Consider the following 23,292-nt stretch of genomic DNA (forward strand, 5'->3'; position numbering starts at 1 on the left):
ACCGGTGCAATTGTGGGTTCCACCACAGCCACAGGATTCATTTCTGGGGGCAGAACCGCCGTCACAGCCCGTTGATGGGTGATTAGGTTCCGTTGCTGGTCTTCGGGGATTTGACAGCCATTGGCGAGGCGCATTTGGGTATTCTCTACCCGATGGACAAATTCTTTCTGATATTGCTCCCAGCGAATGGGCAGATTAGCGGGGTCTTTCTTGAAATGGGCCAACACATCCGCTTGCTTATCGTGGAAGTCTCCGCCATATCGTTTCAGCCAGTTCTTCGCCAACCAATCGCGGAAGTTGGGGTCTAGCTTGCCCTCAATGTTCCAGGGGCCCTGAGGCAGCCAATCAAAGCCTTGGGTCTTATTAGTGCGTTTTTTGGTACGACGGGCGGCGGAATATTTTTCTTCTCCTTGACCTACAGGTTTTGCAGATAAGTTTTGGTTAACTTCTGCCGTAGCTGGTTTTTCTGGGATTTTTGGCTTAATTCCATTACTTCGTCCATTTGTATTTATTGACCGATCTGGAATTTTCTTTTTTTCCTCGCTCTGGCTGTTTGGAGAGTATGAAAGAGTCTCTAAGTCTGTATATATAGTGGAGTCCCATTTTTGAGACTCAGAGACGCATTTTTGGGACTCGATTTCTATTTCTGGGACTGGATTCCCATTTTTGGGACTAATCCAAAACCCAAAAACCCGCTCAGAAATCAGTAAGCCTGCATCAGTCAATTGGGCTAGGGCACGGTAAAAAGTCGTTCTACTGATTCCTATGGCTTCTTTGGCTATTTCCCAGGTTATTCTTACCCGGCGATCTCCAAACGGATCGAGGGTAGTTGCCCATGTCCATAGCTCCCAGCTTGAACGGGGTAGTTTAGCGGCTAAGAGTTCTGCGGCAGTATCCGTCGTTAGCTTGTAGAATTGGGTCATATTTTGATATTTCTTTGGGGCGTTGGGTGCTTAAGACCCTCCGCCTTTTTTATTTTTGTAAAGGATAAAAATTGTGAAAGCAAGTTCCTAAATTGCAATTTGGTTTTCAGCATTGCGCCGTTTTTGGCAAATTTGAAGCTGATTTGCCTGGATTTACGGAGATAAAGCGCTGATCTGATTGATGCAATTAAGTTCTGAAAGTATCTAGTTGCAGGTATAAAGGCTTAAAATAAGCCTATGCTAAATAAATTAGATACTGTTTACCTGAACGGCTAGGGGAAGAAAGTGCTTTGGTATACAAAAACTCATAAATTCGGTCAATGTAATCCATAGGCGAATCTCTGGAGTATTTCGAGTTTTTGCTCTCTTTGGCCTAAATTGCCCACTCCTTTGACGTGGCGATCGCTGTAAAGCTTGCTATTTTGTACAACCTCAGACCTCGGTAAGATGACTTATCCATTGATAGTTCTGCTGTTGCGGGCCTTGTCAGTTCATCGAAAAATGCCATAATAACCGTAGCCTCAGTAATTGTAGAAAGGTCATTGGGGCTATTGCTTCCCCTAAAATGTGTTAAATTGAGTATAGCCATAAAAAAGCGGCTATTGCTGTGTTACATGTTATCTTAGGTTGGCTAAAAAAATGAATAGAGATTTTTTAGAAGTTTTTCAGGGCAAGCTTAAAAGCCACAGAATCCAAACCAAGGTTCTTGCTTTAGAAGCTGGCCGTAATGCTTCTTATCTCTCTGAAGTCTTTACAGGTAAGAAAAGCCCCACCCTTGAAATGTTTAAGGGTTTAGTGGAGGCCGCAGATCGCCTCTCGCCAGGGTTCGCCGATGAGTATTATTTATCTCTCGCTGGTGGCGTTGATATGGGTAGTTTTATTAGATCTCTTGGTAGCTCAGAGCTTTCCACTTTGTTGATCCTCACTGGCCAGAGATTGGGAGAGTTGTCACCGAGTCGTCAAAAAATAGCGGCCTAATTTTCCTGCTTCTACAGTGGCTATCATTTAGCCCTTTCCCGCTTTTCTCTTAAGCCATTCCTCCCGCGAGATGGTGCCTGGGGAAAACTGTCTGTTTCTCTGGTTCTCGTCGTTGTCCCATCTTGAGGGGCTGGGGTTTTTCTCTTCTCCACAGGTCACGGCCCAGACCAAACTTGGCGCAACACCTTCTCAGGGCCATGGCTTCTGCATTGGAGCTTGGATCGCCGTAGCTACTACAATCAATGTCTTCGGTGCCGGTGGCCTGCCTGGTCAAACTGCGGTCATCCCCATGGATCGTCAGGGAGCCAGTGAGGGTCAGGCGATCGCCAATTTGTTGGGTGTCGATGATTAACCATTCCCAACCCCCCAGGCCACAAAGGTCGTCGAGCAAGTCCGCTAGGTCATACCAGGCTACAAAATCAACAGAACCAGTTGGTTTTTTGTTTTTGTAGGTTTTTTTCTGGCTAATGAACTGGGGGGCAATGGGTTGGCGTAGGTTTTCGAGAATTTCGTTAAGGAGCATGATTTGTTATCCTGAAGATCTTAAGTAGAAGAGTGGTCGCCCTAAGGGAGATCACTTTCTTTTTGGGCAGTTTTAGACTTGCCTAGGTCTTTGGATTTACTTGATCATCACTGAATACTCCTCAACATCGGCTAATTGGGCAAAAGAACAATCTGGGTTAGCCTGAACGTGTTTTTTAAGCTCCGATAAGCGGGGGCTAATTTCGACTTTCATAAATGCCGCTGGTAAGTCTTCCAATGGGCAATTGAGAATAACCTTTACTGGCTTTTTTCGTAGCGATAAATTTACCGATACTCCACTAACTTTCTTTTTACCTAATTTCTGCATATTACTAACAAGGTAATTGCGTAGTCGCTGGGATTGATTTTCTGATTGTTCTGCCAAATTTCGTAAGCGTCGGTATTCATTTTTACGAGCCTCTGTGATTGCTTCTAGGTGCTTAATGTAAGCGGCAACATTACAGGCTTTAGCATCAAATTCTTTGCCAGTCGATAACCAAGTTTCTAGGATTTCTCCCATTAATAGGTCTTCTTCAGATTCGCTTAAATCTTCCCGGTCTTGAACTTCTGAGATCTGGTCTTCAAGATTGATAATTTCGTCGGACAGTTCCCAAAGTTTAGTGGTTTTGCTGGTGCTTTTAGTGGTAGTTGTCATGATAAATGTTCCTTAAGTAGTAGAGTGGTGGTGGCCCCAAGGAGGGCCAAAGATTTTACTAGGGGTTAATATCCCCATTGAGATTCTTCACGTTCAATCATCTTTGCTAAAAGTTCGTCTTCAACCTCTTGGGGCATTTCTAGGACTTGCCGTTCCGGTCGCTTGATCATGTTGTTTCGGATCAACATTTTTAAGACATTCTTAGCGTGGGCTTCTGTCATATCATCAACTCCGATTGGGCCGTTTTTGCTGTTCCATATTGTCATTGATAATTTCCTCTGAGATTTTGATAAATTCAAGGTGAAATTCTTTAGTCCAGTGAATTTTGAGAATTTTTGCTAATTCTCTTGAAAATGTTTCTTCTTTCATTAATTTTCTTCCAAATTTTCTAGAATAGCTTGGGCATTTTCATTCAGTCGGGAGCGGTTTAACAATGGGCTAGGCTTAAACCATTTTTGTAGTTGGCATAATCGAAGATATAGGAGGCAATTCTGGCCAGAGTGGTTTTCTGAGAGATAAATAAACCAAGCTTCTGCAATGTCGAAACGGTCAAAGTACATAATCATTGTCCTAAGTAGTAGAGTGGTGGAGGCCCCAAGGGGGGCTAGGGATTTTGCTAGGGGCTTAGAAATGTAACCAATTGCGGTGGTAGTCTTCCGTTTCCTGCCGGGAATAATAACGGTCGTCGTTGGCCAATTCTTCCTCAGTCAGTACGCTTTCAATTTGGGCTAATAGGTCGTAGGGGTCTGAAAAGATAACCTCATTTTTGGCAAACTCTAGGGCCTTCTCAATTACGGCAATGATGGGGTTTTCTTGGGTTTTGTTTTCCCGGTCGATGAAATAAAGGCAACGAGCGATCGCTTCTTTGGTGTCGTGATGCATGGTGAAAAAATCCTTAAGTAGAAGAGTGGTCAGCCTTTTTAGGACTTGCTGAGGTCGGGAGATTTTAACTTAGGGCTTCCATTTCCTGACAAACTGTTTCCAGTGCATACCAGGCTAAGCAGTTATAAATTAAGTCGAATTCTTCACGGTAACTGCCATATAGAGCTTTCCCAATTTCATCTGTTGAAAAATCACCCTTAATGCACTTAAAGTTTCTGACCATATTGATTACATTTTCTCCTAAATCATCCGCTAATTGGCTTAAGGATTCTAGGATTAATTTCTTATTATTGCGCCAAAATTTAACGGTTTCTGCATAATAAATAAAACCATTAAATCCAGAATCTGCACCATGATTGGCAACGTCTTTATAGTGTTGCAATAATTCAGATTTTCCCCCCATTTGACGAGATACAGCTAAGGCTAGGGATGGATTCGACAATTCACACAGTTTGATAATCATAAAAATCCTTAAGTAGTAGAGTGGTGGAAGCCCCCAGGGTGGGGGCTATGTAACTATTTAGAATGGGCAATAATCTCGATGTTTGAGAATCTGTTGAATTAGGCTTTCTAATTCCCTTTTCAGGTCTTCTTGCTCAGTTTGTTGTGCAAGCTTATCTAGTTCTTTGCGTAGGCTTTCTAAATCTTTCATTAGATTGAAAACCCCCAGTCTTTGCAAATTTCGCTTAGTTCTTCTGCGAAAGCTTCACCGTCTTTGCCTCCCCGGTAGTCCAGAATGGCTTCTTTGACTTCTTCCCACATCCCATCTGGTAATTCGCTTCGCATCATTGAACAGACTGCGGCGATCTCTTTTGCTTCTTGAATGGTCATAAAAATTCCTTAAGTAGTTGAGTGGTCTAGGCTTTTGCCTTATGCTCTTATTATAGCGTGATATCATGCAATAAACAATTATTTTACAAAACTTTATAGCGTGATATCGTGTTAAGATCGTCCAGAAAATTTAGGAATAATTTATGAGTGGCCGAGGTCGTCCCGGTGGGAATCCAGATTTGGAGAAATATCAATTTAAAAGCCCTGTGTCTGAATCGAGGACAGCGGGGATCTATCTTCGCATCACACCCACTGATAAGGAACGCTTGAAAAATGTCAAAGACTGGCAAGAAAAATTACGACAAAAAGTAAAAGAAATTATTGATGATTCTTTTTCAAATGAAGACAAGGTTTGAAGAAAACCTAAAAATATTGATTGCTACCAATGATTAACCCCCACCAACAGGCAGGGGCAGAACGCTAGGCAAAAAGAGACAACTGAACAGCGGCAGGGCAGGCCACCCACCAGCCACCCCCCAGGGAGGAAAAACCCCAGCCGGGAGGAGGAGAAACACCGGGGGGCAGAAAGGCCAGCAACGGCAGGCCAGACCCAAGGGCAAAGGCGGCAGAGGCCCAAGACCCAGACCCCAGCCCACAAAAGCAACGGGAAGACCGGGCCGAAGGCAACAACCCCCCAGGACAGCCGGCCGCAGGAAAGAAACACCACAGACCGGCCGGGCCACCAGCAGAGAGGACAGCAGAAACCACCGCCACCGAGCGACGGGCAAAGGCAGAACGGCCAGCCCCCCACCGACCAGAACTGACAGAAAAAACCTGGGCCGAAGGAAAAAGACCCCGTGCAACGGCATCGGCACCAGCCGCACAGCCAACAAAAACACTGGCCGAAGCAGGAACGGCGGCAGAAAGGGAACGGAGAGCGGCAACCGACAACGGAGAGAGAGAACGGGAACCGGAAAACCCCACGGCAGGGCAGGCAGAAAGCAGAGAAACAAGGCAGGGCGACAGGGCAGAAACGGACAACACAGTGCAACCCCCAGGGGAACAACTAACACCCCCATTATAGCGTGATAGCACGCAAAAAGCAACCCAGAGCAGAGCGGCCGAGCCCCCCCACCGACCAGCCCCCAAAACAAGGCAGACCCCCCCTGTCCATTGAAACTCCACGCCCCTCCATCCCGCAGATGAGGCTTGGGTCAAGGCAAGGGCCGAACCGACCAATAAAAAATGCCCCGCAGGGGCAACCACTAGAAGGAGGGTGAAGGTGTAGTTTACCCTTGCCGGGAAGAAGCGTGGTATAGTATTACTAACAGGGGGTGATTGATCTACTAAAAAATCACACTTTTTTATAAAACTTTTCTAATACTTAAACTATATCTTTCCCCAATTACTTTTACTACTCCATGACTTTTTTACCATCTATTTCATATATTCCTCCATCTTCTAATATTTTTCTTTCTTTATCATATTCAAACACACAAATTCCACTATTTATAATAATTACTTTTTTATCAAAACAATCTCTATCTCTATGTAAATTTAATTTACTTCCATCTCCATATCTCATCAATAATAAACTATTAAAATCTTCTCCATAAAATTCCAAACATCTTTTTTTCAAACCATTATCTATTTCCAATCCTTCAAATTTTTCATTTTTCCCCAATTCAATTCCAACCCCAAACCATACCATTTTCCTATCTTCTTTAATTTCTTTACCAAACCATTTCTCTTTAATCATCAAATTATTTTTATTAACACACCAATTTTTAAATTTTACTTTTTCTACTTCTCCTAACTGTTTAAACATCTTTTTCTCCTTTTAAACTTTCTTATATTATATCATTTTTTCTATAATTAATACATTAAATTACTTTTATTTTCAATACACCAATATACCCTTTCTCTCCTCTCTTTTTTCTCTTCCATTCCCCACTAAGTTTTTTTTGCCCAAGAAAAGCAAAAATCATATTCCAAATAAAATTTTTTCCTTAAATGGAATGACACCAAAAAATTTTGACGAATATGATAAAATTCCTCGTTGCAAAAAAAAACGGTATTTCCGGATCTTCGATTCCTTAGAATCAAAAATAAAAACATCGAATCCGCTCATCTTTCTTGCTTTCCGAAAAAAGAGCTGCGGACTAATCAACCCGTGACCCCTGACTTTGACCGGACTACAAAAAGGGGGAAGGGTTAGGGAAGGGGGTGTCCCCCCCCCTCTTGCGGCTTTGGGCAGGTAGTCGAGTGAAATATTTATTGCTCTGACCGACTAGACCACAGGGTTTTATCGTCGAATATTAGAAACTCCTCTTGCTTTCTTGCCCCCACTCGGGGGGCCGCCGGTCAGTACCCTTGGGTATTGATAGTTATTCTTCGTCCGGCGGGGGGGTGGGGAGGCAGTAAAAAAAGGGAGGGACGACGACCATAAAGTGCCGGGAACCATATTTGTCTTGCTTTCTGGTTATTTAGGTTCCAATTTTTATTAGCTCTACTTACTCCGTTTCCGCCAATTCCAAGGGTGTTCTGCATTGCCATTGGCTCAAATCCCCGATTTTTTTGGCATCACCATTAAATCCCTAGTAAAAGTTGGTGATAACCAACACTCTCTGCAACCGCCTATTCATACCTACCTTTCTGGTCCACCTTTTCAGGGTAAGGTCGGCGTCGTTTCTTTGAGTTTATGGCTTCTTGACTTAGAGTATTAAAAATAGCTACAAAGACAAGGTATATTCTACCCTCATACACTGTTGCCGGAAGATAGTTTGCCTTCAGTCTCTTCCATACTTTCGTATCATAATGTACCGCCCTTGGAAAGTGGCGGCGTGATTGCTCGCAGGGGATTTGAATTTCAGGATCACGTTGCGGCTAAGTATTGTTTAGAAATGCTCCAAGACACAACACTTGTAGCGGTTTGGTGTGAAAGTTTAGATGACATAACACTAGTTAGCCTCAATGGAGACCAAGAAGAATTTGAGTTCATCCAAGCAAAGAATAATGAATTTAACCACTTTTGGTCTGTTGCAGAACTTTGTAAGAGAGACAAGAAAAAGAACATTCCCGTGGTTGGTAGTTCGATTCTTGAAAAGTCTCTTGCCTATGAACGTGGCTCAGAGCCTTGCCGTTTCCGAATGGTGACAAGTTTACCTGTTAATGACGAACTGGAAGTACTGACTTTACCGCTTAGTTCACCACGTCGCATCTCACCAACTGACAATTTTACTAAGCTATGTGAACAAACTCTAAAAAAAATACCAGATTACACTTCTCCTAATGGTAGTGATGCCTCTTCTTGGCTATCACGGGTAGTATGGGAAGTTTGCCACTCATCTGAAGCTTTGGAAAATGCAAATCTTTTAAAGTTGAGGCATGTCGGTTGTGCCCTAGGCCTGTTCCTAGCGGAAGATCAGTGGAATGAGCTGTATAGAAAAATTCTGAGGAGAATTCAAGATGCAGGCAGAGCAAAGTGGGAAGCCGATCCGGAAGCAAAAAAACTAAAACGTGATGACTTCTTAAATTGGTTTCAGAATTTGATCTCTAAGGCACAACATCCTGGAGTTGGCAGTAAGGGCGAACAACTATGTGAAAAAATGGTGAGTGCGGGAATTTCCAATGATTTAATTGAAGTTGCTCAAGAACAGCGGAGAGCCTATCGAAGTCGCACTCTAAACTCAGGTTATATGGATTTATCAAGGCGACAGGAAATAGAAATGGATACTCAAGCTCATCTACATCAATTGGTATCTAAACTCGATGCTGGACAACTGAGAGATACGGGGGTTGAGTTTCATAGCAGATGCCTAGATTGCCTAAGCGAAGTTCGGCAGCATGACGAAGGCGAGATATCAATATCTTTTCTGCAAGGATATATGTATTATTTGGCAGATAGATGCTTACATCGCTTCATGAGGGCAACGATATGAAGTCTGTGCATGAACTTTCCAAGCTACCTGCAGGTGTGTCCTTATTAGCTGATGACATCATAGAGTTTCATGCAGCTAGGCTTCTTCTATTGCTGGGTCTATGCGGTGCTGGTGGTCGTATTGATGGCTTAACTAAATTAGCAAAGCTTGATTTTTTTGTAAGATATCCTCAATTTTTTGATAAAGCTTGTACTGCTTCGGGGGAACAAATTCAATCTGCTTCAACTTCTATTGAATCAAGTATGGTGCGCCATCACTATGGTCCTTGGGATCATAGATATTATCAGGTTCTCGCCTATTTGAGAAGCCGAGGTTTAATCCAAATTACCAAGGAGGGAAATACTTATAAGTTTAAGCTTACTCAAGTAGGAAAACAACAAATGAAGAATCTAGCAGAAGAACCATCCTATGAGCAGTTATGTGAGCAAATGCGTCGTGTAAAATCTGTTTTCGGCAATAAAGCTGGATCAACTCTGAAAACTTTAATCTATAGGGTTTTCAATCAGGAAGTTACACAGAGATCTTTAGGTGAGGTGATTGAGTAATGACGACAAAGACGTTAATAATTAAGCAACTGAGTCGCTTGCCTAAAACTGGTAATTTTGATGAGTTGAACTTTGAACCTGGAGTGAATGTTTTGGTTGGTCAACCTAATACAGGTAAGACCCAATGGCTCCGAATGTTTAATTTCTTGATGGGTGATCGGGATAGCAATCCAGCTAACGCATTTGACGAGAGTCTTGTCAATAAATATGATTCAGTTAAGGGTATTTTTGTTGCTGGCGATGAAGAAATTATCTTAGAACGTAACTGGAAGCAGTCAGGTAATAAAGGAAAAGTATTTATTAATGGAGAGCCTATCACAACAGATAACTTTTCAGCTTATTTGTTATCTCTTCTAGAAATCCCTACAGTACATTATCCGCAAGGAAATCCTTTATCGCTTCGTACATGGCCGGAGCTTAGTTGGCAAAGTCTACTTCGCCATATTTACCGCAGACAGACATCATGGGGTGAGTTAGTAAATAAGCAACCTGAAGTTCATCAACATGCCTGCATTTTGCTATTTTTAGGAATTGCCGAGTATCTATTTTCTTCTGAATATGAACAGTTGGCACAAAAGCAAAAAGAAATTTACAGACGACAGGTTAGAAAAGAAGAGTTTGTTAGTACACTGAATCAAATATCTAGAGAGCTTTTAAATGAGCAAGGATTAGGTGTTGCAGTGACAGCTAAATCTATAGATTCTGCCGTTCAACGTCTTGACATTGAAGTGGATAGCTTGCTCAATCAACGTGTAGCGTTACTTGATTCTTTGCAAGATAGTGTACTTCAAGCTTCAAACTCAGAACAGATAGTAGCTTTTGAGCAATTAAGTGACAGATGGTCAAGACTTCAGACAAGCAAGAGTGAAGTATCATTGCAGATACAATCAACCCAAGCTCGTTTAAAAGATTTAGAAAACTATGGTATAAAAGTAAGAGATGAACTATCTAGAATTGAACGTGCTAGAAGTGCTGGTCAAGTATTTCGAGATCTACGAGTTACAAATTGTCCTGTATGTGAACAGCCTGTTAGCTCAGAAAATATATCTCCTGATCACTGTTATCTATGTGGTCAGCCAACAGAGCAAAACTTAAATGAGGGTAGCGCAAGTGAGCAGCGACTTGATTTTGAGATAGAGCAGCTTCGAAGTGAGAATCAAGAAGCTCAAGAGTTAGTTGACATGGTTCATAGTGAGCTGGAAAGCCTAATATCTAATCAACGTCTTATTGATGAAGAACTTACATATGTTCAACGTCAGATGAGACCTACGCAAATTGCTGCTGTCGCTATTTTACCTCCTGAAATTTCTCAAATTGATATGGACTTAGGACGTATTCAAGAGCGCATGAGGCAACTTGAGAGGGTTAAGAGTGCGCTTGATTTGCAAGAAGACTTATCAGAACAAATTGCTAAAATTGAAAGTGAAATTCGTACTTTAGAGACTGAGGTAGCAAGAGCATCGGAGGAAATCAATTTTGAACAATCTAGTTCATTTCTTGTAAATCATATGAATACCTATCTAAACTCTATTAAGCAAAAGAATTCAAATTCTTGGACTCAGGGTGAAGTTGGACTACGTTTAAAGGAAAAAGGTTTTGTTTTTACAGTGGGCAGCCATAGAGCAAGTAGTCTTGGGGCCACAATGATGCTTTATTTTTTGGCTGCATATAACTATTCTCTACTATCATTATCTAATAATGAAAAATATCATTATCCAGGATTGAGCATTTTAGAGTTTCCAGCAAATTTCGCCGATGGCTCTAGAGATGTTGTAGTGAGAGATCATGAAAACTTTATTTTGGAGCCTTTTATAAGTTTAGTGAATCAGGAAAGCATGCAAAAAACACAAGTAATTGCTGTAGGAAGATCTTTTGAAGGTTTACAAAATGTTCACAGAATTGAGCTTAGCCGCGTTTGGAGATAGAAGCTATTTGATTCATTCGCTAATAACTTTTAATTACTATTTTAATAGTAATTAAGTTTCATTTTTCTTTAATTCCAAAGCTTTTTTGGATTGCCCCTTGATCACATTCCTTATCGATTGGCGATCGCCTACAACATTCTCAATGCACGGTGGTAATCCACGGTGCCATCAAATATAGACCCCACAGAAAGCCGGGCTTTAGCCGGGCGGACTCCGGTTCTCATCAGTGACCAACAAGAACTGTTGGCGATCGCCATAATGAATAAGCTCCAGGCGGCGCACAAGGGGCAACCACCGTAGAGTTCCCCGCAAGCAAGGTTTAGGGTTGTTCCTTCGGTGTTGAGCGGTGATTTTTCCCCGCCGCTATACTGGGAAGCCCTGTGGAATCGGGGAATATTAACCTTCAGACTTATTTAGCTACCAACTGGCGATCATACAACGTTCCCAATCACCCGCCGCAGAGAACCTCGGACACTCAGCAGATAGGTCTCGGCGGTCGGTGTGCATGGGTGTTTATGGGAGGACTGCTTGATTCAAGGAATTTATGAGCATGGTGATGGTGCATTTCCAATAATCTATCGGTGGGGTAGTAGGAGTTGCATAGAGAATGCAGGAGATCGCACTTATCCTCACTGACCGCACTCAACATCATTTGTATAGGTAATCATATATTGATTGAGTGTCAGGAAACTTCTTAAAAAGCTCTGGTGTGAGGTGCAAAACCCGTAGATCTGAGGTTTGGGACTCGTTATCGATCTCCTCAATAACAACTTGGTCATAACTCACTAGTTTAGGATGAGAGTAAATTTGCCTACCCGTCCAAGTATCTATGGGTCGCAATTGCTGTCTGTTTTCATCAAAGAGCGAATAATGAAAGACGTCAGAACGTCTAGGTTGTCTGGTCGGATCTTGGCCAGCCGCCCGGTTGAGACTATTATTGTCGTCAACAGATACCGGGGAGCTGATATCTATTGGATAGTCATTAGCTTGGTTGGATCTATCGTTACCAGTCAGTCCGCCAGTTGTTAGTTCCACTCCGCAGGCAATAGCTTTTTTAAGCATGAAATTGAGGCTAATATTCGCCCTAAGTCTATTGGAAGTGCCGTCAGCTAGTGAAGAATTACCCCCTACGTCTCCATGTCCACCTCTAAACCATACTTCTAGGACATGATTGCCAAATGCCCTATCTAAGCCGAATCCGGCGCGATTAAGGTCGAGAGACATAGCATGATATGCATTCCTGACAGTCCAAGGCAAATTATTCTGAAAAAAGATTTCATTCTCATTGAAGGGATTGCCAAAGGAAGCCACAGTATCGAACAATCCGATAAATCGTATTTCTGGAGGCCGTTCAAGTTTGTCACCTATTTTTCTGAAATGAATAGCTGTTTTGTCAGCAAACATTCGGGCGATCGCGGCACCTCGACTAAACCCAATAATATCAATGACTTTGTCGCCTTTCGTGAAGTTCTTTTTTAATCGCTTAAAAGCCTGATTTACAATACCTTGTGCACCAATCCCAAATGCACCCCCGAAGATAAAGTCAAGAGTCCTGCCAGTATTAGTCTCGAACCAGGCTCCTGACCCTACACCAGGAAAGTATTCAGCATGTAGTCCTGAACCAACATATTCTTTATAAAAAAAGACTACATTAGTCAGGAAGCGGTTATTCTCTGTTCTTGCTACTGATGTAATTGTATTTAAGAGATTTTGTCTCTGGTCAGGGGTAAGAGATCGTAGGTCAGCAATATTCCACCGTGTTCCTGGATTCCATCTATCTCCAGTTCCATCAAAAGCATAAAGAGCCATGTTCTTATCCTATTAAATTTCCGTTCTTAATTGGCTTGATAATAAGGTCAATAGAGCCTGTATTATTTCCATATGCACAAGGTGCGTCATTGGCATAAGCCCAAAGACGCCCCGTAGTTGGTGCGACAAAATGCCCAGATATTCCGAGTACAATAGTGTGTGTTGATTGCTTATCAATAGAGGCAACCAACTGGAACCATCTAGCTGAACGGGTGCGCTTTAGAAAGCAAAATAAGGCTAAATAAAAACGGAAATAGCCATTAGCGTCACACTTAATAGTCCAGTCTTTCCAAGTACCGTTAGCCTCATAGCTGTAAGAGAGGCCCTCTACAACATCGACTTTAGTGTCATTCCACTTATATCTGCTATTGATAACTGTCATAAAGAAAATATCATTTGTTGATGATTATTCTCGATCCACTCCAGGCTGTATGCTCCGCCTAACCAGTAATTAAACTGCAATGGGAATCCTTAATGCACATTTATCACTTAACTTGTAAGGATAAACAGCATTAAAACCCATACTCAGCCTGCTAATGCTGAAAGAATGCCTGAAAAGAACCACTAAGTCAAATTATTTGGATTAAGTTTTATTAAATCAACGGAGGTGTCGAATAGCATTTAGATCGTAGAGATATACGGCATGAACAGCCATGAGCGGCTTCCCGGAGGTTAACCCTAGGTTTGACGAAGTGCTGAGATCCGAGCAGATCCCACTAGCACAATGGTCCGAGTATCGGAAGTGGGTGCGCTTCTACCTGCATTTCTGTAACAAGTACGGGCATCAATCGGGGGATCCTGGGAGTTTATCGCCATGACAAATAAGCCCAAGGCGGCGCACAAGGGGCAACTACCGTAGAGTTCCCCGCAAGCAAGGTTTAGGGTTGTTCCTTTGGTGTTGGGTAATGAGCTTTACCCGCCGCTATACTGGCAAACCCTGTGGAATGGGGGAATATTAACCTTCCGACTTACTGATCTACTAACTGGCGATCTTGAAGAGATCTGCTTTGCGGTGAGCCAGTAAACCCCTAGTAAAATTCGGTGATAGGTTGCACTCTTGATACACGGTGGTAATCCACGGTGCTATAAAATTTAGACCCCACAGAAGGACGGGCTTTAGCCGGTCGGACTTTCCCGACATCAGTGAGTAATGAATACTTCTGGCGATCGCTAATTTAGTGAATTCTTGCGATTCGGTAGGAGTTTTTAATTTCTCTGACTTAACGTTCCCAATCACCGAATGCAGAAGACTTTGCAGCCTAATAGCAGGATACTTCCGTTCCGGTCTATTGAGAACGTTAGACCGCATTTTGGCAGTAATCTAATTATTTCTCTTAATAGGTTAAAGCTTATGTTAACTGTCTATCTAAAGCTTGGGGATTGAGTTGAACCAACTTACCATTGATAAAAAGGTAGGTACTCAAGTCCACATGAAGTGGATAGTCGTGATCTGAGGAAGCACCAGAACCTCCCATAATGGCAATCTGCTCACCCTGTCCGACTACTTGTCCAACACTGACTAAAATTTCTTGTGTATGAGCGAATGCCTGATAAACTTGATATTTTTTGCCTTGAAAATCATAGCTGACATCAAGTTGAAGGTGGACTCGTCGTCCATAACCGCCTTCTTTCCCTCGTTTAGTGACCGTTCCCCCATACCAAGCTTTTACTTTACGGTCAGCGACAACATAATCGATGCCAATATTGCGATTGGAAGGGGATAGTGTCTTTAGAGTTCCATCCAAGAAAATTGCTTTTTGTTCTGGTTTGGGAGAATGACCATTAGGCTCCATATAACCGCCTGTAACCGTGATGCTACCCAGAAGAGCATTAGAGAAAACTTGGTAATTGCTAGAGTTGAGTTGATATTCGGCAATTGTAATTGGAAGATTTATGGGACGACTAGTAGTAACGATGAAAGGATCATCTCCCTCTATCCGTGCAACCGTGATTCTTTGACCGGGAAAAATGACATTAGGATTTTGAATACTAGGATTAAGTGCAACTAGTTTATCCAAGGTCATATCATGGCGATCAGCAATCGCTGAGAGAGTATCACCCGGTTGTACAATATAAATTCCTAGACCGCTAGGGCCTAATCCTCCGGTTGGCGAAGCATCATTTGAAAAATTTCTACCGACCCATTCTTTAAATTTCGGCAGATTAGTATCGCTGATAGTATCGCCAAAAATATTTCCTGGGCAAGAGGTTGAAAGAACTTGTTTATGAGCTTTGATATTTTCCTTGGGAATCTTATATTCTGTCATCAACCACTTGATGAGACGGATGGATGATTTTTCCTGCGACTCGGTTAATCGATCTCCTACTCTAGCAACGTGTTCAATCCCAATACTGGTGCGATTTGCTTGGGCAGCGTGCCAAGCTTTATCCACATCTTTGACCATTTGATAAATGTCGCCATTTTTATCAATAATGTAGTGGGCTGAGACTGGACAGGTTCTGGAAGGATTGCTAGGAGTAGGACAAGGAGGTGCAGGATTTAAAAAGTGGTTTTTTGTACTTTCAAAAGTACCTGCGGTCGTGTAGTGAACGACAATCGTATCGATATCGGCACCCGCTCGACTGCTATGATTGGGACTTTGGATAAATGCTTTGATGGGCGGCTTTGTTACCAGTTCTGCAGTTCCTGGATGATGGTGATCTCCATGCTCGGCATTTGCCAGCAGTTGTTTGGCTTCAGGAAACACATTTAAAACTTTAGTAATGTAATTACTATCACCCGCATAAATTGGGCCAATAAAGCCAATAAATTTTTCAGCCGAGTCTACATTATTACGCCATCCTTCGTAGGGAGAACGATCTAGAAAACGCCAGTAGCCTTTGATGAATTTTTCTAAACTTTCAAACTTACAATATTTATCTAATCCATCACTAGCTTCGTAGTCTACTGGCGTGGCAAATTCTGTCATTTCGGGCCGCCATTTCAAACCGCCAAAATTCAAGTGTTCAACGGCAAGACGACTAGTTCCTCGACCTGATTCGAGGATCCATTGAGCAATGGTAATTCCCTTGAGTTGAGGGAAATCAATAGTCGTTTCTTCATAGAATTTAACCAATTGATTGAAAAGTTCGCTCATTTTATTAATCCTTAAAATTTATAATTCTTAGTCCAAACTATGAAATCTGCATTTTGTCGGTCTAACTATTGATTATACGGAAACCTTCTGCATAACAATCTCTGGGGTAACGATACGCGGAAAACTTAGGCATATCATTTCCAAAAGCGTGTTAGACAGATTGGAGTACTGTAAAGAGCACTAATAACAATTGTCTTTCACTCTTGACAGACGATAATGATCATAAGAAAATTTTCAAGTAATATTCCAAATCAGAGCGATCACCCGACTGAATCCATTTCATGGTATCAACTGCAATATTAACTGTCTGCCAATAAACAACAAAAATTCACAATTTTTTACGAAACTCTCAATTCATAAATTCATAGGTGAGCTATAAAAACTATTAGGGGTTAATGGGACACGGCAAAGCGGATATTTCGGCGATCGCCATTAGTTTGTAGCAAGGAACCATAAAAAAAGGGAGGCCGAAGCCCCCCAGGGAAAACTAGGCAAGAACCGGGACTGAAACGGCCCAACCGGCAGCAACCCGCCGAACCAGGACAGAGCGACCCAACCGGCCAGACCAGCGACGGGCAAACCCACCAGCACCGGAAAGGGAACGGAAGGAGGCAACCAAAACCAATCCGGACTGAGCGCGGACAGAAGGACGAACCAACCAACCAGAGCAACCAGACCCCAAAGCAGAGCCACGAACCGAACCGACAGAAAAAGCAGACATGGGCAAAACCCCCAAAAAACAACGGGGTCATATCAGCGGCGGACAGAAAACAACCCCGGTCGGGGACAAAGAGCGTAGCGGAAATAAATGCCCCAGCGCCGCTCAATTGGCGATCGCCATGACAAATAAGCTTAAGGCGGCGCAGAAGGGGCAACCACCATAGAGTTCCCCACAAGCAAGGTTTAGGGTTGTTCCTTCGGTGTTGAGCAATGATTTTTCCCCGCCGCTATACTGGGAAACCCTGTGGAATGGGGGAATATCAAACTTCAGGCTCATCTCTTGCTTTCTTGCCCCCACATCGGGGGGGTGGGGAGGCCGTAAAAAAAGGGAGGGACGACCACCATAAAGAGCCGGGAACCACGTCTTCATTCTTGCCTTCTTGATCTTAAAGTTCCAGTCTTGAAAGTTGATGATAGCTAATACTGATTTGGAATCTCTTTTGTCAGCTCCCGCAATGAGTACTGCCGAAGCTTTATCCTTTTATGATTCTTTGGAACCTGTAGATCTTGATTTTATGATGGGACGTTGGCAGGGTAAGGGGATTGTGACCAATCATCCGATGGATGGCATATTGGAAATGATTTCTTGGTATGGCAAGGAGTTTATTGATTCGGAAACAGTTCATCCTTTGCTATTTCAAAATGCCCAGGGAGAAATTTTCAAGCTGAAACCAGATCCAACTGTGATGGCACTCTCCCTCAATTTTCATATAACTCGTTATCCATGGATAGCCCCAGGTCTGCGTTGGTTTAATCGTTTTTTTAAAACTGAAGTTAGCCAAGCACGTTTACGAATGTTGGAAAGTCGTGGAGTAGTTACTGCCACTATGATTTACGATTATTTACCGATTAATGATTCTTTTAAAAAAATTGATGATAACTCTATGTTTGGTTTGATGGATTATAAACCTATCCCTCAGCCCTTTTTCTTTTTATTGCAACGGTGTGTTCTTTAACCCTCATAAAATCTACCCCGACTTTATTGGCGATCGCCTATATTTTCTTCGCTTGTCTTACAAACTTTCTTCCGTTTGGATTTTCGTTTAGAGCTTTTTCTCCTATCCAGTTTTTCAGGGCCATCTCACACAGATTGACTCTCAAACCTGGATATGCAATCATTGCCCCATAGAATTTTCCCTTTCGAGCTTTAGACTCCAAACATATGCCTCAGAGAGCTAAAAGCGATTTCCTATCAGCGACTTGGACGCAGAGGCTTTGATTGATCTTAGATACATACCATATTAAAAAATTTTTTCGGTGCATCACAACGCTGACTAAAGTTTCAGATTCCTCTAATTACCATGAAAAATACCCTGCTTCCGTTGTGTCTCACCCTCTCATTTTCTCCGCTTGCCACCGCCCAAAGTTTCGTTGCGGTTGTCGATATCATCAACGCATCAAGTGAGCCGATCACTGTCTCAGATGGTGTGATTGTTAAACAAGTTGGGGATTATTTTATCGTTGGGGATGGTGCAGCAAGCTATGAACCCGGCGAGATTATCAAAGGTATAGCTTTTCGCGCCCGTCAGAATTCCGATGCTGCTCAAATTTACGTTTACCGTGGAAAAATTCCAACGGTGGTTGATCGGCAGTGGGATCCCGAAAAACAACTCCTTCTTCAGAAAGAGATCAGAGGAAGGCATACCCTATATTATCGCCAACCTGGCAACATACAGTTAGTAGAAGGAGAACATAATGCCGAATATTTTGCTGCACCTGTTGCATCTGCAACGCCATCTGGTGGTCATCCGGACAGCACGATTTCTCCTTCTAAACTGAAGCATACCTACGCCGAGTCGGTTGACACGATTGTGGCTTCGGTAATCAACGGACCCAGCACCACCGGAGTTAATGTTAAGCTCAAAGTCCCAGGAAATATTACTTGGTGGAAATCAATCAAGATCTATGAAGATGGCAAAGAAATCGCCTCGATAGAAACTTACGACGACCTTAAAGAAGCGAGCAAAGTAATCACACCCAACGCGACTTCACGCTATTCGATTGAATTCCTGAAAGCAAAAACTTTCGGCGTCCATACTCCTATTAAGACGCATAGTATCGATCTATTTGCCTTCCGCGGAAAGACGCTAGAGTTCTTGTGGTCAAAAGACTGGTAAGGTTTTTAACCCGAAAATCAGTGGGACAAGACTACAATGTAGCAGAGGCAGAAGTCTTGTCCAAGGCCGATGTCTATTCTAAATAACGTGGATTCGGGTTAAGGACTCTTTGCAAGTCTTCTGAACAAGAGAATAAGGATTTGAGTACCCTAAACTCCCAAAATCAACTACGGTAGAACTGGGCTTTCAGTTTATCCCGAACTGAGGTCAGATAAATCAATTATTGATCTCTTGTAGGTGAGTTCAGGGTACAACGGGTAATCCAAACTGTGATTCGCCGTTATCACTCAGACTTCAAATGGTGTTGGTATTTCTGCCCTTTTATTTTTCCCAGACAGTTACCGTTCCTGTCAAAGAGTCTAAAGAATTTAAGTTAAATGGTTTTTCGGTGAAATCTGCCTCATTCCAAGTCCATTTATTCGCATAGCTATAACTTTTATTGTCCACTAAATATTGGTAAAGCGTCACAGCATAATCATGCTTGTTGCGCCAGTTCCCCCACCCCGAGCCTAAAAGCTGACCGACACCGTCCTCAGCTACATTCTTGGTATAAATATATATATCTAGGTCGCCATACTCTTTAGCCCAACCCAGACCTTCTGAAGTGGCAGGGAAATGAGTCGCATCACTGCTATGAATACCAACAACCCGTTTTGCATCTCCTGTATCTAAACGAACATCCGACCCTAGATGAGATAATAAATAACCTGCCGCATCTAGGCCAATAATTTGTTTAATTTTATTGCCTGTGTCTTTGTGGTAGTCATAACCCGTTGTCCCGGCAATGTGGGCCCCTAAGCTATAGCCAATGATTTCTGTATTCTCCGGCTTAATACATAAATCCTCTTGTAAGACGCTAGATAGAGTCCGACCGACAAACCACATGCGGTTATAAACCCAGTTGTAGCTATCCTGACTGGTTCCACTCATGGAAGACCAATCTACCGTGATGATATTGGCGTTGGGAAATTTGGTGAGTAATGAGTTGTGTAATCGCCCCCCCGTAGCAGATCCAAAGGCCTTGGTGGGACTGGATGTGAATCCATGCACTAAAATAATAGTTTTTTTGCTGGGATCAATGGTGAAGTTGGGCACAACAAATTGATAAATATCTGATTCATTCTTCTTTGTGCCATCATAATTAAACGTTAGAGTTTGAAGTCCACGACTGGCGGTACCCGAGGGGTAAGTACTACACAGCTTGCTACCCGCACTGGTAATGTCATAGAGCCTGTTACCGTTGTAAATAACTTCCCCTTTCCAGAGATCAAGTTGTACTTTTGCTCCGTTAGTCTTACTCAAGTAAACAGACCATTCATCCCGCCCTGTCTCTTGAAGGGGAATGCGGCCATTTTCATTTTTTTCTACCCAAGTTGTACCTGATTGTTTTTGAAATATGCCGTTGTTGGAGTCCCTGACTTCTTGGACATTAAACCCATTGAGACCATCAACCTTAATCTTTTGGGCTTGGACTGATGACTTTAGTGAATCGTGTACTTGTACAGCTAACATGGACACTAATCCACATAGCAAAACTATGGTAATATTTGTACTGAAATACTTTGTTTTCATAATGACTCCTAAAATAATTGAAATATAGCAATTTGCACAAAATTTAGGTATGCTTATACTGATAAAACCAAGACTTTGAGATCATTAAACTGACCTCACATCTATGAAAATCGCTATAATATTTAGAACAAAATTTGCGATTCTATCGACATAGGATTTTTGCAAACTCTAACAATGATTTTTTTGATTTGAACTATTTATACACAATTCTTTACAAGTTTTCTGATTAAAAATAACAATAATAGATAGACTTGAGGCGGCACACAAGGGACAACCACCGTAGAGTTCCCCGCAAGCAAGGTTTAGGGTTGTTCCTTCGGTGTCGAGCAATGATTTTTCCCTGCCGCTCTGCTAGCTAACCCCGTGGGATGTTGTTCGGCAACGCCATCTCATCATTCAAAGTCTTGTCTAAAACTCTTCAAGCACTTTCTATGGAATGACCCCATCTAGTGGCAAGACTTCCAAAGAGTTATATGGCCCAGGTATTTCCTGAACGCTATCAAAATCTTGATGCTTGGCAAAAATTTATTGCTGGGGACTCGTTTATCCACCTTTAGTAATACTGGTATTCATCTCTGCCAGTACTATAGTTGTAATGCCATTCACCATCAGAGCGTATATTGTTCAAAATTCCCATGCTAGTTTCATGGCCCATGCGGTAGATGTCAGACATCCGCTGATAATACTCTGGAGACATGTTAGAAGAAGCTGAAGCTTGGGATGCTTGGATTTGTTGCCCCTGCTGAAATACGGACTGGAACTGTACCCCAAACTCAGCCAATTTGTTAATAGCCGGTGGTATTTTGGCGATCGCCGCTTGTAGGATGGCGGTATTTTCTGCCTGATAGGCCTGTTGAATCTGGCCAAGAATTTCTTGCCAAGGGGAAAAAGCCAGAGACCCTAAACCGTTAATGGCAACCACTGTGCTCAAATATTGAGTCTCCATGGAACCGGCTGGCAACATTGGTAACAGCACTTCCCCCGCTTGATAAGCTTGGCTAAAGTTATTAGTAATACGATTAGCCATGGGATATAGCTGTTGGGTCAACGCGAGTAATTGCTCATCATTTTGGACGTTTTCCATCTCACTAAGCAGTGTCAAAAAGGGCACAATTTCCCCCATGGCATTGGTCATGGATTGATCCATTTGTGCATAGGCCATTTCTGCTTGATTACCTTGGGCTACCAGGGTTTGTGCTGGGGGATAATGACTAGGTGAACTAGCTAATAGATGGTTGGTGCTCGCCAAGGGCGAGGCGATGATAAATACCATAGCCAACGCTTGTTCCAGTTTAAAATTCATAGTTATCATCTCAAGTCATTTTTGTACTATAATTATTGGTGGTTAAACATTAAGTTTAGTAACAATTATCCAAATTGGACTTAAATAACTAACTCCTCTATCTGACTTGGTCAAGATGGGGAAAATAAGAACTTTGTTTACTTGCTAGTTTAATTCGTTCCAACCATTGGCGATCGCCGGTAAAATTCGGCTATGTTTGACAATCTCTGTAAATTTCTGGCTGAATCATTCTCCGAAGACTACGCCGCCTGGTTGTTGGGGCGACCAATCAAATTAACGAAGCTTAGTCCGACGGAACTATCCCTGGAGCCAATTCGGGCTGATTCCCTGATTTTGGAGCAATCAGAAGACTTGGTTTTACATTTGGAATTCCAAACGGAACCCGACCCCACCATGGGTTTTCGGATGCTGGACTATCGGGTGAGGGTTTACCGCCGTTTTCCTCAGAAGACGATGCACCAATTTGTCATCTACTTAAAACGTAGTAGTAATGACTTGGTTTATCAGGATAGTTTTCAAGTGGGGGAGACTGTCCATCGTTATCAAGCAATTCGACTTTGGGAGCAACCATCGGAAACATTTCTCCAAAGTCCAGGGTTATTGCCCCTAGCAGTATTGACGCAAACCTCTGACCCGGCATTAAAATTGAGGGAAGTGGCGACTGCACTAGATCAGATTGAGGATAATCGAGTTAAGGCAAATCTCATGGCGGCAACCTCGGTTTTTGGAGGAATTCTGCTGGCCCCTGAGCTTATCAAGACAATTTTAAGGAGTGAAATCATGCAGGAATCCGCAGTCTATCAAGAAATCTTACGGGAAGGGGAACAACGAGGTTTACTCAAAGGCAAACTAGAAGGCAAACTGGAAACTATACCCCTGCTGAAGAAATTGGGTCTTACAATTGCCGAAATTGCCAAGGAATTAGATATTGATGTTGAACTGGTTAATCGGTTTGTCGCTAACCAGAACAATTAAGGGTTGATAGGGTTTTTGGCGATCGCCTCCCAATGGCTGGATAAAAAAATTCAACAATGACAGTGTATATGCTATCATTAGCTTTGTGAATAATCGAATTGTCATTGACACCAGTGTTTTTGTGAGTGCTCTGATTGGTGCTGATGGGCCGAGTCGGAAACTGATTAGGTATTGTTTGTTGGGGCGGTATCAACCACTGATAGGAAATGCTTTATTTGCCGAGTATGAAGCTGTAATGGGACGTAAGGAGATTATTGATCAATGTGTTTTGAGCCAGACTGAGGTTGTTAGTTTACTAGAGGCTTTGATGTCGGTTTGTGAGTGGATTAATATTTACTATCTGTGGCGACCCAATTTAAGGGATGAGGGAGATAATCATTTGATTGAGTTAGCAATCTCTGGTAATGCCCACTATATTGCAACCAACAATGTCAAAGATTTTCAAGGAACAGAGTTAATTTTTCCTCACTTGTCAATTTTGAAACCAGAGCATTTACTAAGAGGTTAAACCATGGGTACTTTAACGATACGGATGCCGGATGATAAACACTCCAGA

The 23,292-nt window shown here is 42.5% G+C and carries 27 protein-coding genes and 1 pseudogene; 10 read left to right on the forward strand and 18 right to left on the reverse strand.

All coding sequences use genetic code 11. The features are described from left to right. Positions 1-923, reverse strand: a pseudogene (locus tag H6G45_RS18365) (hypothetical protein); the annotation flags it as partial. A gap of 639 nt (positions 924-1,562) precedes the next feature. Between H6G45_RS18365 and H6G45_RS18370 the strand changes: the two are divergent. After that, positions 1,563-1,901: a hypothetical protein gene (locus H6G45_RS18370; protein WP_190599832.1), complete on the forward strand. Its 339-nt coding sequence runs from the start codon at positions 1,563-1,565 to the stop codon at positions 1,899-1,901. A gap of 49 nt (positions 1,902-1,950) precedes the next feature. Here H6G45_RS18370 and H6G45_RS18375 read toward each other — a convergent pair whose 3' ends face one another. The 8 genes from H6G45_RS18375 to H6G45_RS18405 all read right to left on the reverse strand — a co-directional run bounded on the left by H6G45_RS18375 (position 1,951) and on the right by H6G45_RS18405 (position 4,791). Then, the gene (locus H6G45_RS18375; RefSeq protein WP_242018248.1) at positions 1,951-2,424 is read right to left on the reverse strand and encodes a Rad52/Rad22 family DNA repair protein; all 474 of its coding nucleotides are present in this window, start codon (positions 2,422-2,424) and stop codon (positions 1,951-1,953) included. A gap of 96 nt (positions 2,425-2,520) precedes the next feature. Next, the gene (locus H6G45_RS18380; RefSeq protein WP_190599833.1) at positions 2,521-3,078 is read right to left on the reverse strand and encodes a siphovirus Gp157 family protein; all 558 of its coding nucleotides are present in this window, start codon (positions 3,076-3,078) and stop codon (positions 2,521-2,523) included. Between the two features lie 65 nt (positions 3,079-3,143). Continuing rightward, on the reverse strand, positions 3,144-3,344 hold the full coding sequence (locus H6G45_RS18385) for a hypothetical protein (protein WP_206754996.1): 201 nt from the start codon (positions 3,342-3,344) through the stop codon (positions 3,144-3,146). 102 nt (positions 3,345-3,446) lie between these two features. Further along, complete coding sequence (locus H6G45_RS18390; RefSeq protein ID WP_190599835.1) at positions 3,447-3,638, reverse strand: hypothetical protein; 192 nt, start codon at positions 3,636-3,638, stop codon at positions 3,447-3,449. A gap of 64 nt (positions 3,639-3,702) precedes the next feature. Beyond that, on the reverse strand, positions 3,703-3,960 hold the full coding sequence (locus tag H6G45_RS18395) for a hypothetical protein (RefSeq protein WP_190599836.1): 258 nt from the start codon (positions 3,958-3,960) through the stop codon (positions 3,703-3,705). Between the two features lie 64 nt (positions 3,961-4,024). After that, on the reverse strand, positions 4,025-4,423 hold the full coding sequence (locus tag H6G45_RS18400) for a hypothetical protein (protein ID WP_190599837.1): 399 nt from the start codon (positions 4,421-4,423) through the stop codon (positions 4,025-4,027). Positions 4,424-4,480: 57 nt separating this feature from the next. Next, the gene (locus tag H6G45_RS19930; protein WP_255414290.1) at positions 4,481-4,612 is read right to left on the reverse strand and encodes a hypothetical protein; all 132 of its coding nucleotides are present in this window, start codon (positions 4,610-4,612) and stop codon (positions 4,481-4,483) included. Beyond that, the gene (locus H6G45_RS18405) at positions 4,612-4,791 is read right to left on the reverse strand and encodes a hypothetical protein (protein ID WP_190599838.1); all 180 of its coding nucleotides are present in this window, start codon (positions 4,789-4,791) and stop codon (positions 4,612-4,614) included. Before H6G45_RS18405 ends, H6G45_RS19930 begins: the two co-directional genes overlap by 1 nt. Positions 4,792-4,934: 143 nt before the next feature. On the opposite strand from H6G45_RS18405, the gene H6G45_RS18410 reads away from it, so the two are divergent. Next, positions 4,935-5,147 (forward strand): hypothetical protein, encoded by a 213-nt coding sequence (locus H6G45_RS18410; protein ID WP_190599839.1) that lies wholly within the window; start codon positions 4,935-4,937, stop codon positions 5,145-5,147. A gap of 64 nt (positions 5,148-5,211) precedes the next feature. Here the strand turns inward: H6G45_RS18410 and H6G45_RS18415 are convergent, their stop codons facing one another. Beyond that, positions 5,212-5,775, reverse strand: a complete 564-nt coding sequence (locus tag H6G45_RS18415) for a hypothetical protein (protein ID WP_347338294.1) — start codon at positions 5,773-5,775, stop codon at positions 5,212-5,214. A gap of 370 nt (positions 5,776-6,145) precedes the next feature. Continuing rightward, a complete protein-coding gene (locus tag H6G45_RS18420; RefSeq protein ID WP_242018249.1) occupies positions 6,146-6,559 on the reverse strand; it encodes a hypothetical protein in 414 nt (137 codons plus the stop codon). 1,000 nt (positions 6,560-7,559) lie between these two features. On the opposite strand from H6G45_RS18420, the gene H6G45_RS18425 reads away from it, so the two are divergent. The 4 genes from H6G45_RS18425 (at position 7,560) to H6G45_RS19690 (ending at position 11,442) form a co-directional block, all read left to right on the forward strand. Continuing rightward, positions 7,560-8,672 carry a dsDNA nuclease domain-containing protein gene (locus H6G45_RS18425; protein WP_190599840.1) on the forward strand — a complete coding sequence of 371 codons (1,113 nt, stop codon included), beginning with the start codon at positions 7,560-7,562 and terminating at the stop codon, positions 8,670-8,672. Continuing rightward, positions 8,669-9,217 carry a hypothetical protein gene (locus H6G45_RS18430; RefSeq protein WP_190599841.1) on the forward strand — a complete coding sequence of 183 codons (549 nt, stop codon included), beginning with the start codon at positions 8,669-8,671 and terminating at the stop codon, positions 9,215-9,217. Before H6G45_RS18425 ends, H6G45_RS18430 begins: the two co-directional genes overlap by 4 nt. Continuing rightward, positions 9,217-11,142 carry a hypothetical protein gene (locus H6G45_RS18435; RefSeq protein WP_190599842.1) on the forward strand — a complete coding sequence of 642 codons (1,926 nt, stop codon included), beginning with the start codon at positions 9,217-9,219 and terminating at the stop codon, positions 11,140-11,142. Before H6G45_RS18430 ends, H6G45_RS18435 begins: the two co-directional genes overlap by 1 nt. 162 nt (positions 11,143-11,304) lie before the next feature. Then, complete coding sequence (locus tag H6G45_RS19690) at positions 11,305-11,442, forward strand: hypothetical protein (RefSeq protein ID WP_242018250.1); 138 nt, start codon at positions 11,305-11,307, stop codon at positions 11,440-11,442. Positions 11,443-11,790: 348 nt separating this feature from the next. Here the strand turns inward: H6G45_RS19690 and H6G45_RS18445 are convergent, their stop codons facing one another. The 5 genes from H6G45_RS18445 to H6G45_RS18465 form a co-directional block, all read right to left on the reverse strand. Next, positions 11,791-12,951 carry a DUF2235 domain-containing protein gene (locus H6G45_RS18445; protein WP_190599843.1) on the reverse strand — a complete coding sequence of 387 codons (1,161 nt, stop codon included), beginning with the start codon at positions 12,949-12,951 and terminating at the stop codon, positions 11,791-11,793. Between the two features lie 4 nt (positions 12,952-12,955). Further along, the gene (locus H6G45_RS18450; RefSeq protein WP_190599844.1) at positions 12,956-13,333 is read right to left on the reverse strand and encodes a hypothetical protein; all 378 of its coding nucleotides are present in this window, start codon (positions 13,331-13,333) and stop codon (positions 12,956-12,958) included. A 967-nt stretch (positions 13,334-14,300) separates the two neighbouring features. Beyond that, positions 14,301-16,049, reverse strand: a complete 1,749-nt coding sequence (locus tag H6G45_RS18455) for an N-acetylmuramoyl-L-alanine amidase (RefSeq protein ID WP_190599845.1) — start codon at positions 16,047-16,049, stop codon at positions 14,301-14,303. Between the two features lie 487 nt (positions 16,050-16,536). Beyond that, positions 16,537-16,770 carry a hypothetical protein gene (locus H6G45_RS18460; RefSeq protein ID WP_190599846.1) on the reverse strand — a complete coding sequence of 78 codons (234 nt, stop codon included), beginning with the start codon at positions 16,768-16,770 and terminating at the stop codon, positions 16,537-16,539. Positions 16,771-16,872: 102 nt separating this feature from the next. After that, positions 16,873-17,139: a hypothetical protein gene (locus H6G45_RS18465; RefSeq protein ID WP_190599847.1), complete on the reverse strand. Its 267-nt coding sequence runs from the start codon at positions 17,137-17,139 to the stop codon at positions 16,873-16,875. A gap of 85 nt (positions 17,140-17,224) precedes the next feature. Between H6G45_RS18465 and H6G45_RS18470 the strand changes: the two genes are divergently transcribed. Together H6G45_RS18470 and H6G45_RS18475 are read left to right on the forward strand one after the other, a co-directional pair. Then, entirely contained in the window at positions 17,225-17,725 is a 501-nt protein-coding gene (locus H6G45_RS18470; RefSeq protein WP_242018251.1) for a DUF4334 domain-containing protein, read from the forward strand. A gap of 345 nt (positions 17,726-18,070) precedes the next feature. Then, on the forward strand, positions 18,071-18,886 hold the full coding sequence (locus tag H6G45_RS18475) for a hypothetical protein (RefSeq protein ID WP_190599848.1): 816 nt from the start codon (positions 18,071-18,073) through the stop codon (positions 18,884-18,886). A 321-nt stretch (positions 18,887-19,207) separates the two neighbouring features. On the opposite strand, the gene H6G45_RS18480 is transcribed toward H6G45_RS18475, so the two are convergent. Together H6G45_RS18480 and H6G45_RS18485 are read right to left on the reverse strand one after the other, a co-directional pair. After that, the gene (locus H6G45_RS18480) at positions 19,208-20,458 is read right to left on the reverse strand and encodes a hypothetical protein (RefSeq protein ID WP_190599849.1); all 1,251 of its coding nucleotides are present in this window, start codon (positions 20,456-20,458) and stop codon (positions 19,208-19,210) included. 553 nt (positions 20,459-21,011) lie between these two features. Further along, on the reverse strand, positions 21,012-21,761 hold the full coding sequence (locus H6G45_RS18485) for a hypothetical protein (RefSeq protein ID WP_242018252.1): 750 nt from the start codon (positions 21,759-21,761) through the stop codon (positions 21,012-21,014). A gap of 192 nt (positions 21,762-21,953) precedes the next feature. Between H6G45_RS18485 and H6G45_RS18490 the strand changes: the two genes are divergently transcribed. Next, entirely contained in the window at positions 21,954-22,736 is a 783-nt protein-coding gene (locus H6G45_RS18490) for an Rpn family recombination-promoting nuclease/putative transposase (protein ID WP_190599851.1), read from the forward strand. A gap of 85 nt (positions 22,737-22,821) precedes the next feature. Continuing rightward, positions 22,822-23,244 carry a putative toxin-antitoxin system toxin component, PIN family gene (locus H6G45_RS18495; RefSeq protein ID WP_190599852.1) on the forward strand — a complete coding sequence of 141 codons (423 nt, stop codon included), beginning with the start codon at positions 22,822-22,824 and terminating at the stop codon, positions 23,242-23,244. Positions 23,245-23,292 lie beyond the last annotated feature (48 nt).

Origin of the sequence: Synechocystis sp. FACHB-383 (assembly GCF_014698605.1) — a bacterium.
In the GTDB taxonomy this organism is placed as follows: Bacteria; Cyanobacteriota; Cyanobacteriia; order Cyanobacteriales; family Microcystaceae; genus Synechocystis; species Synechocystis salina.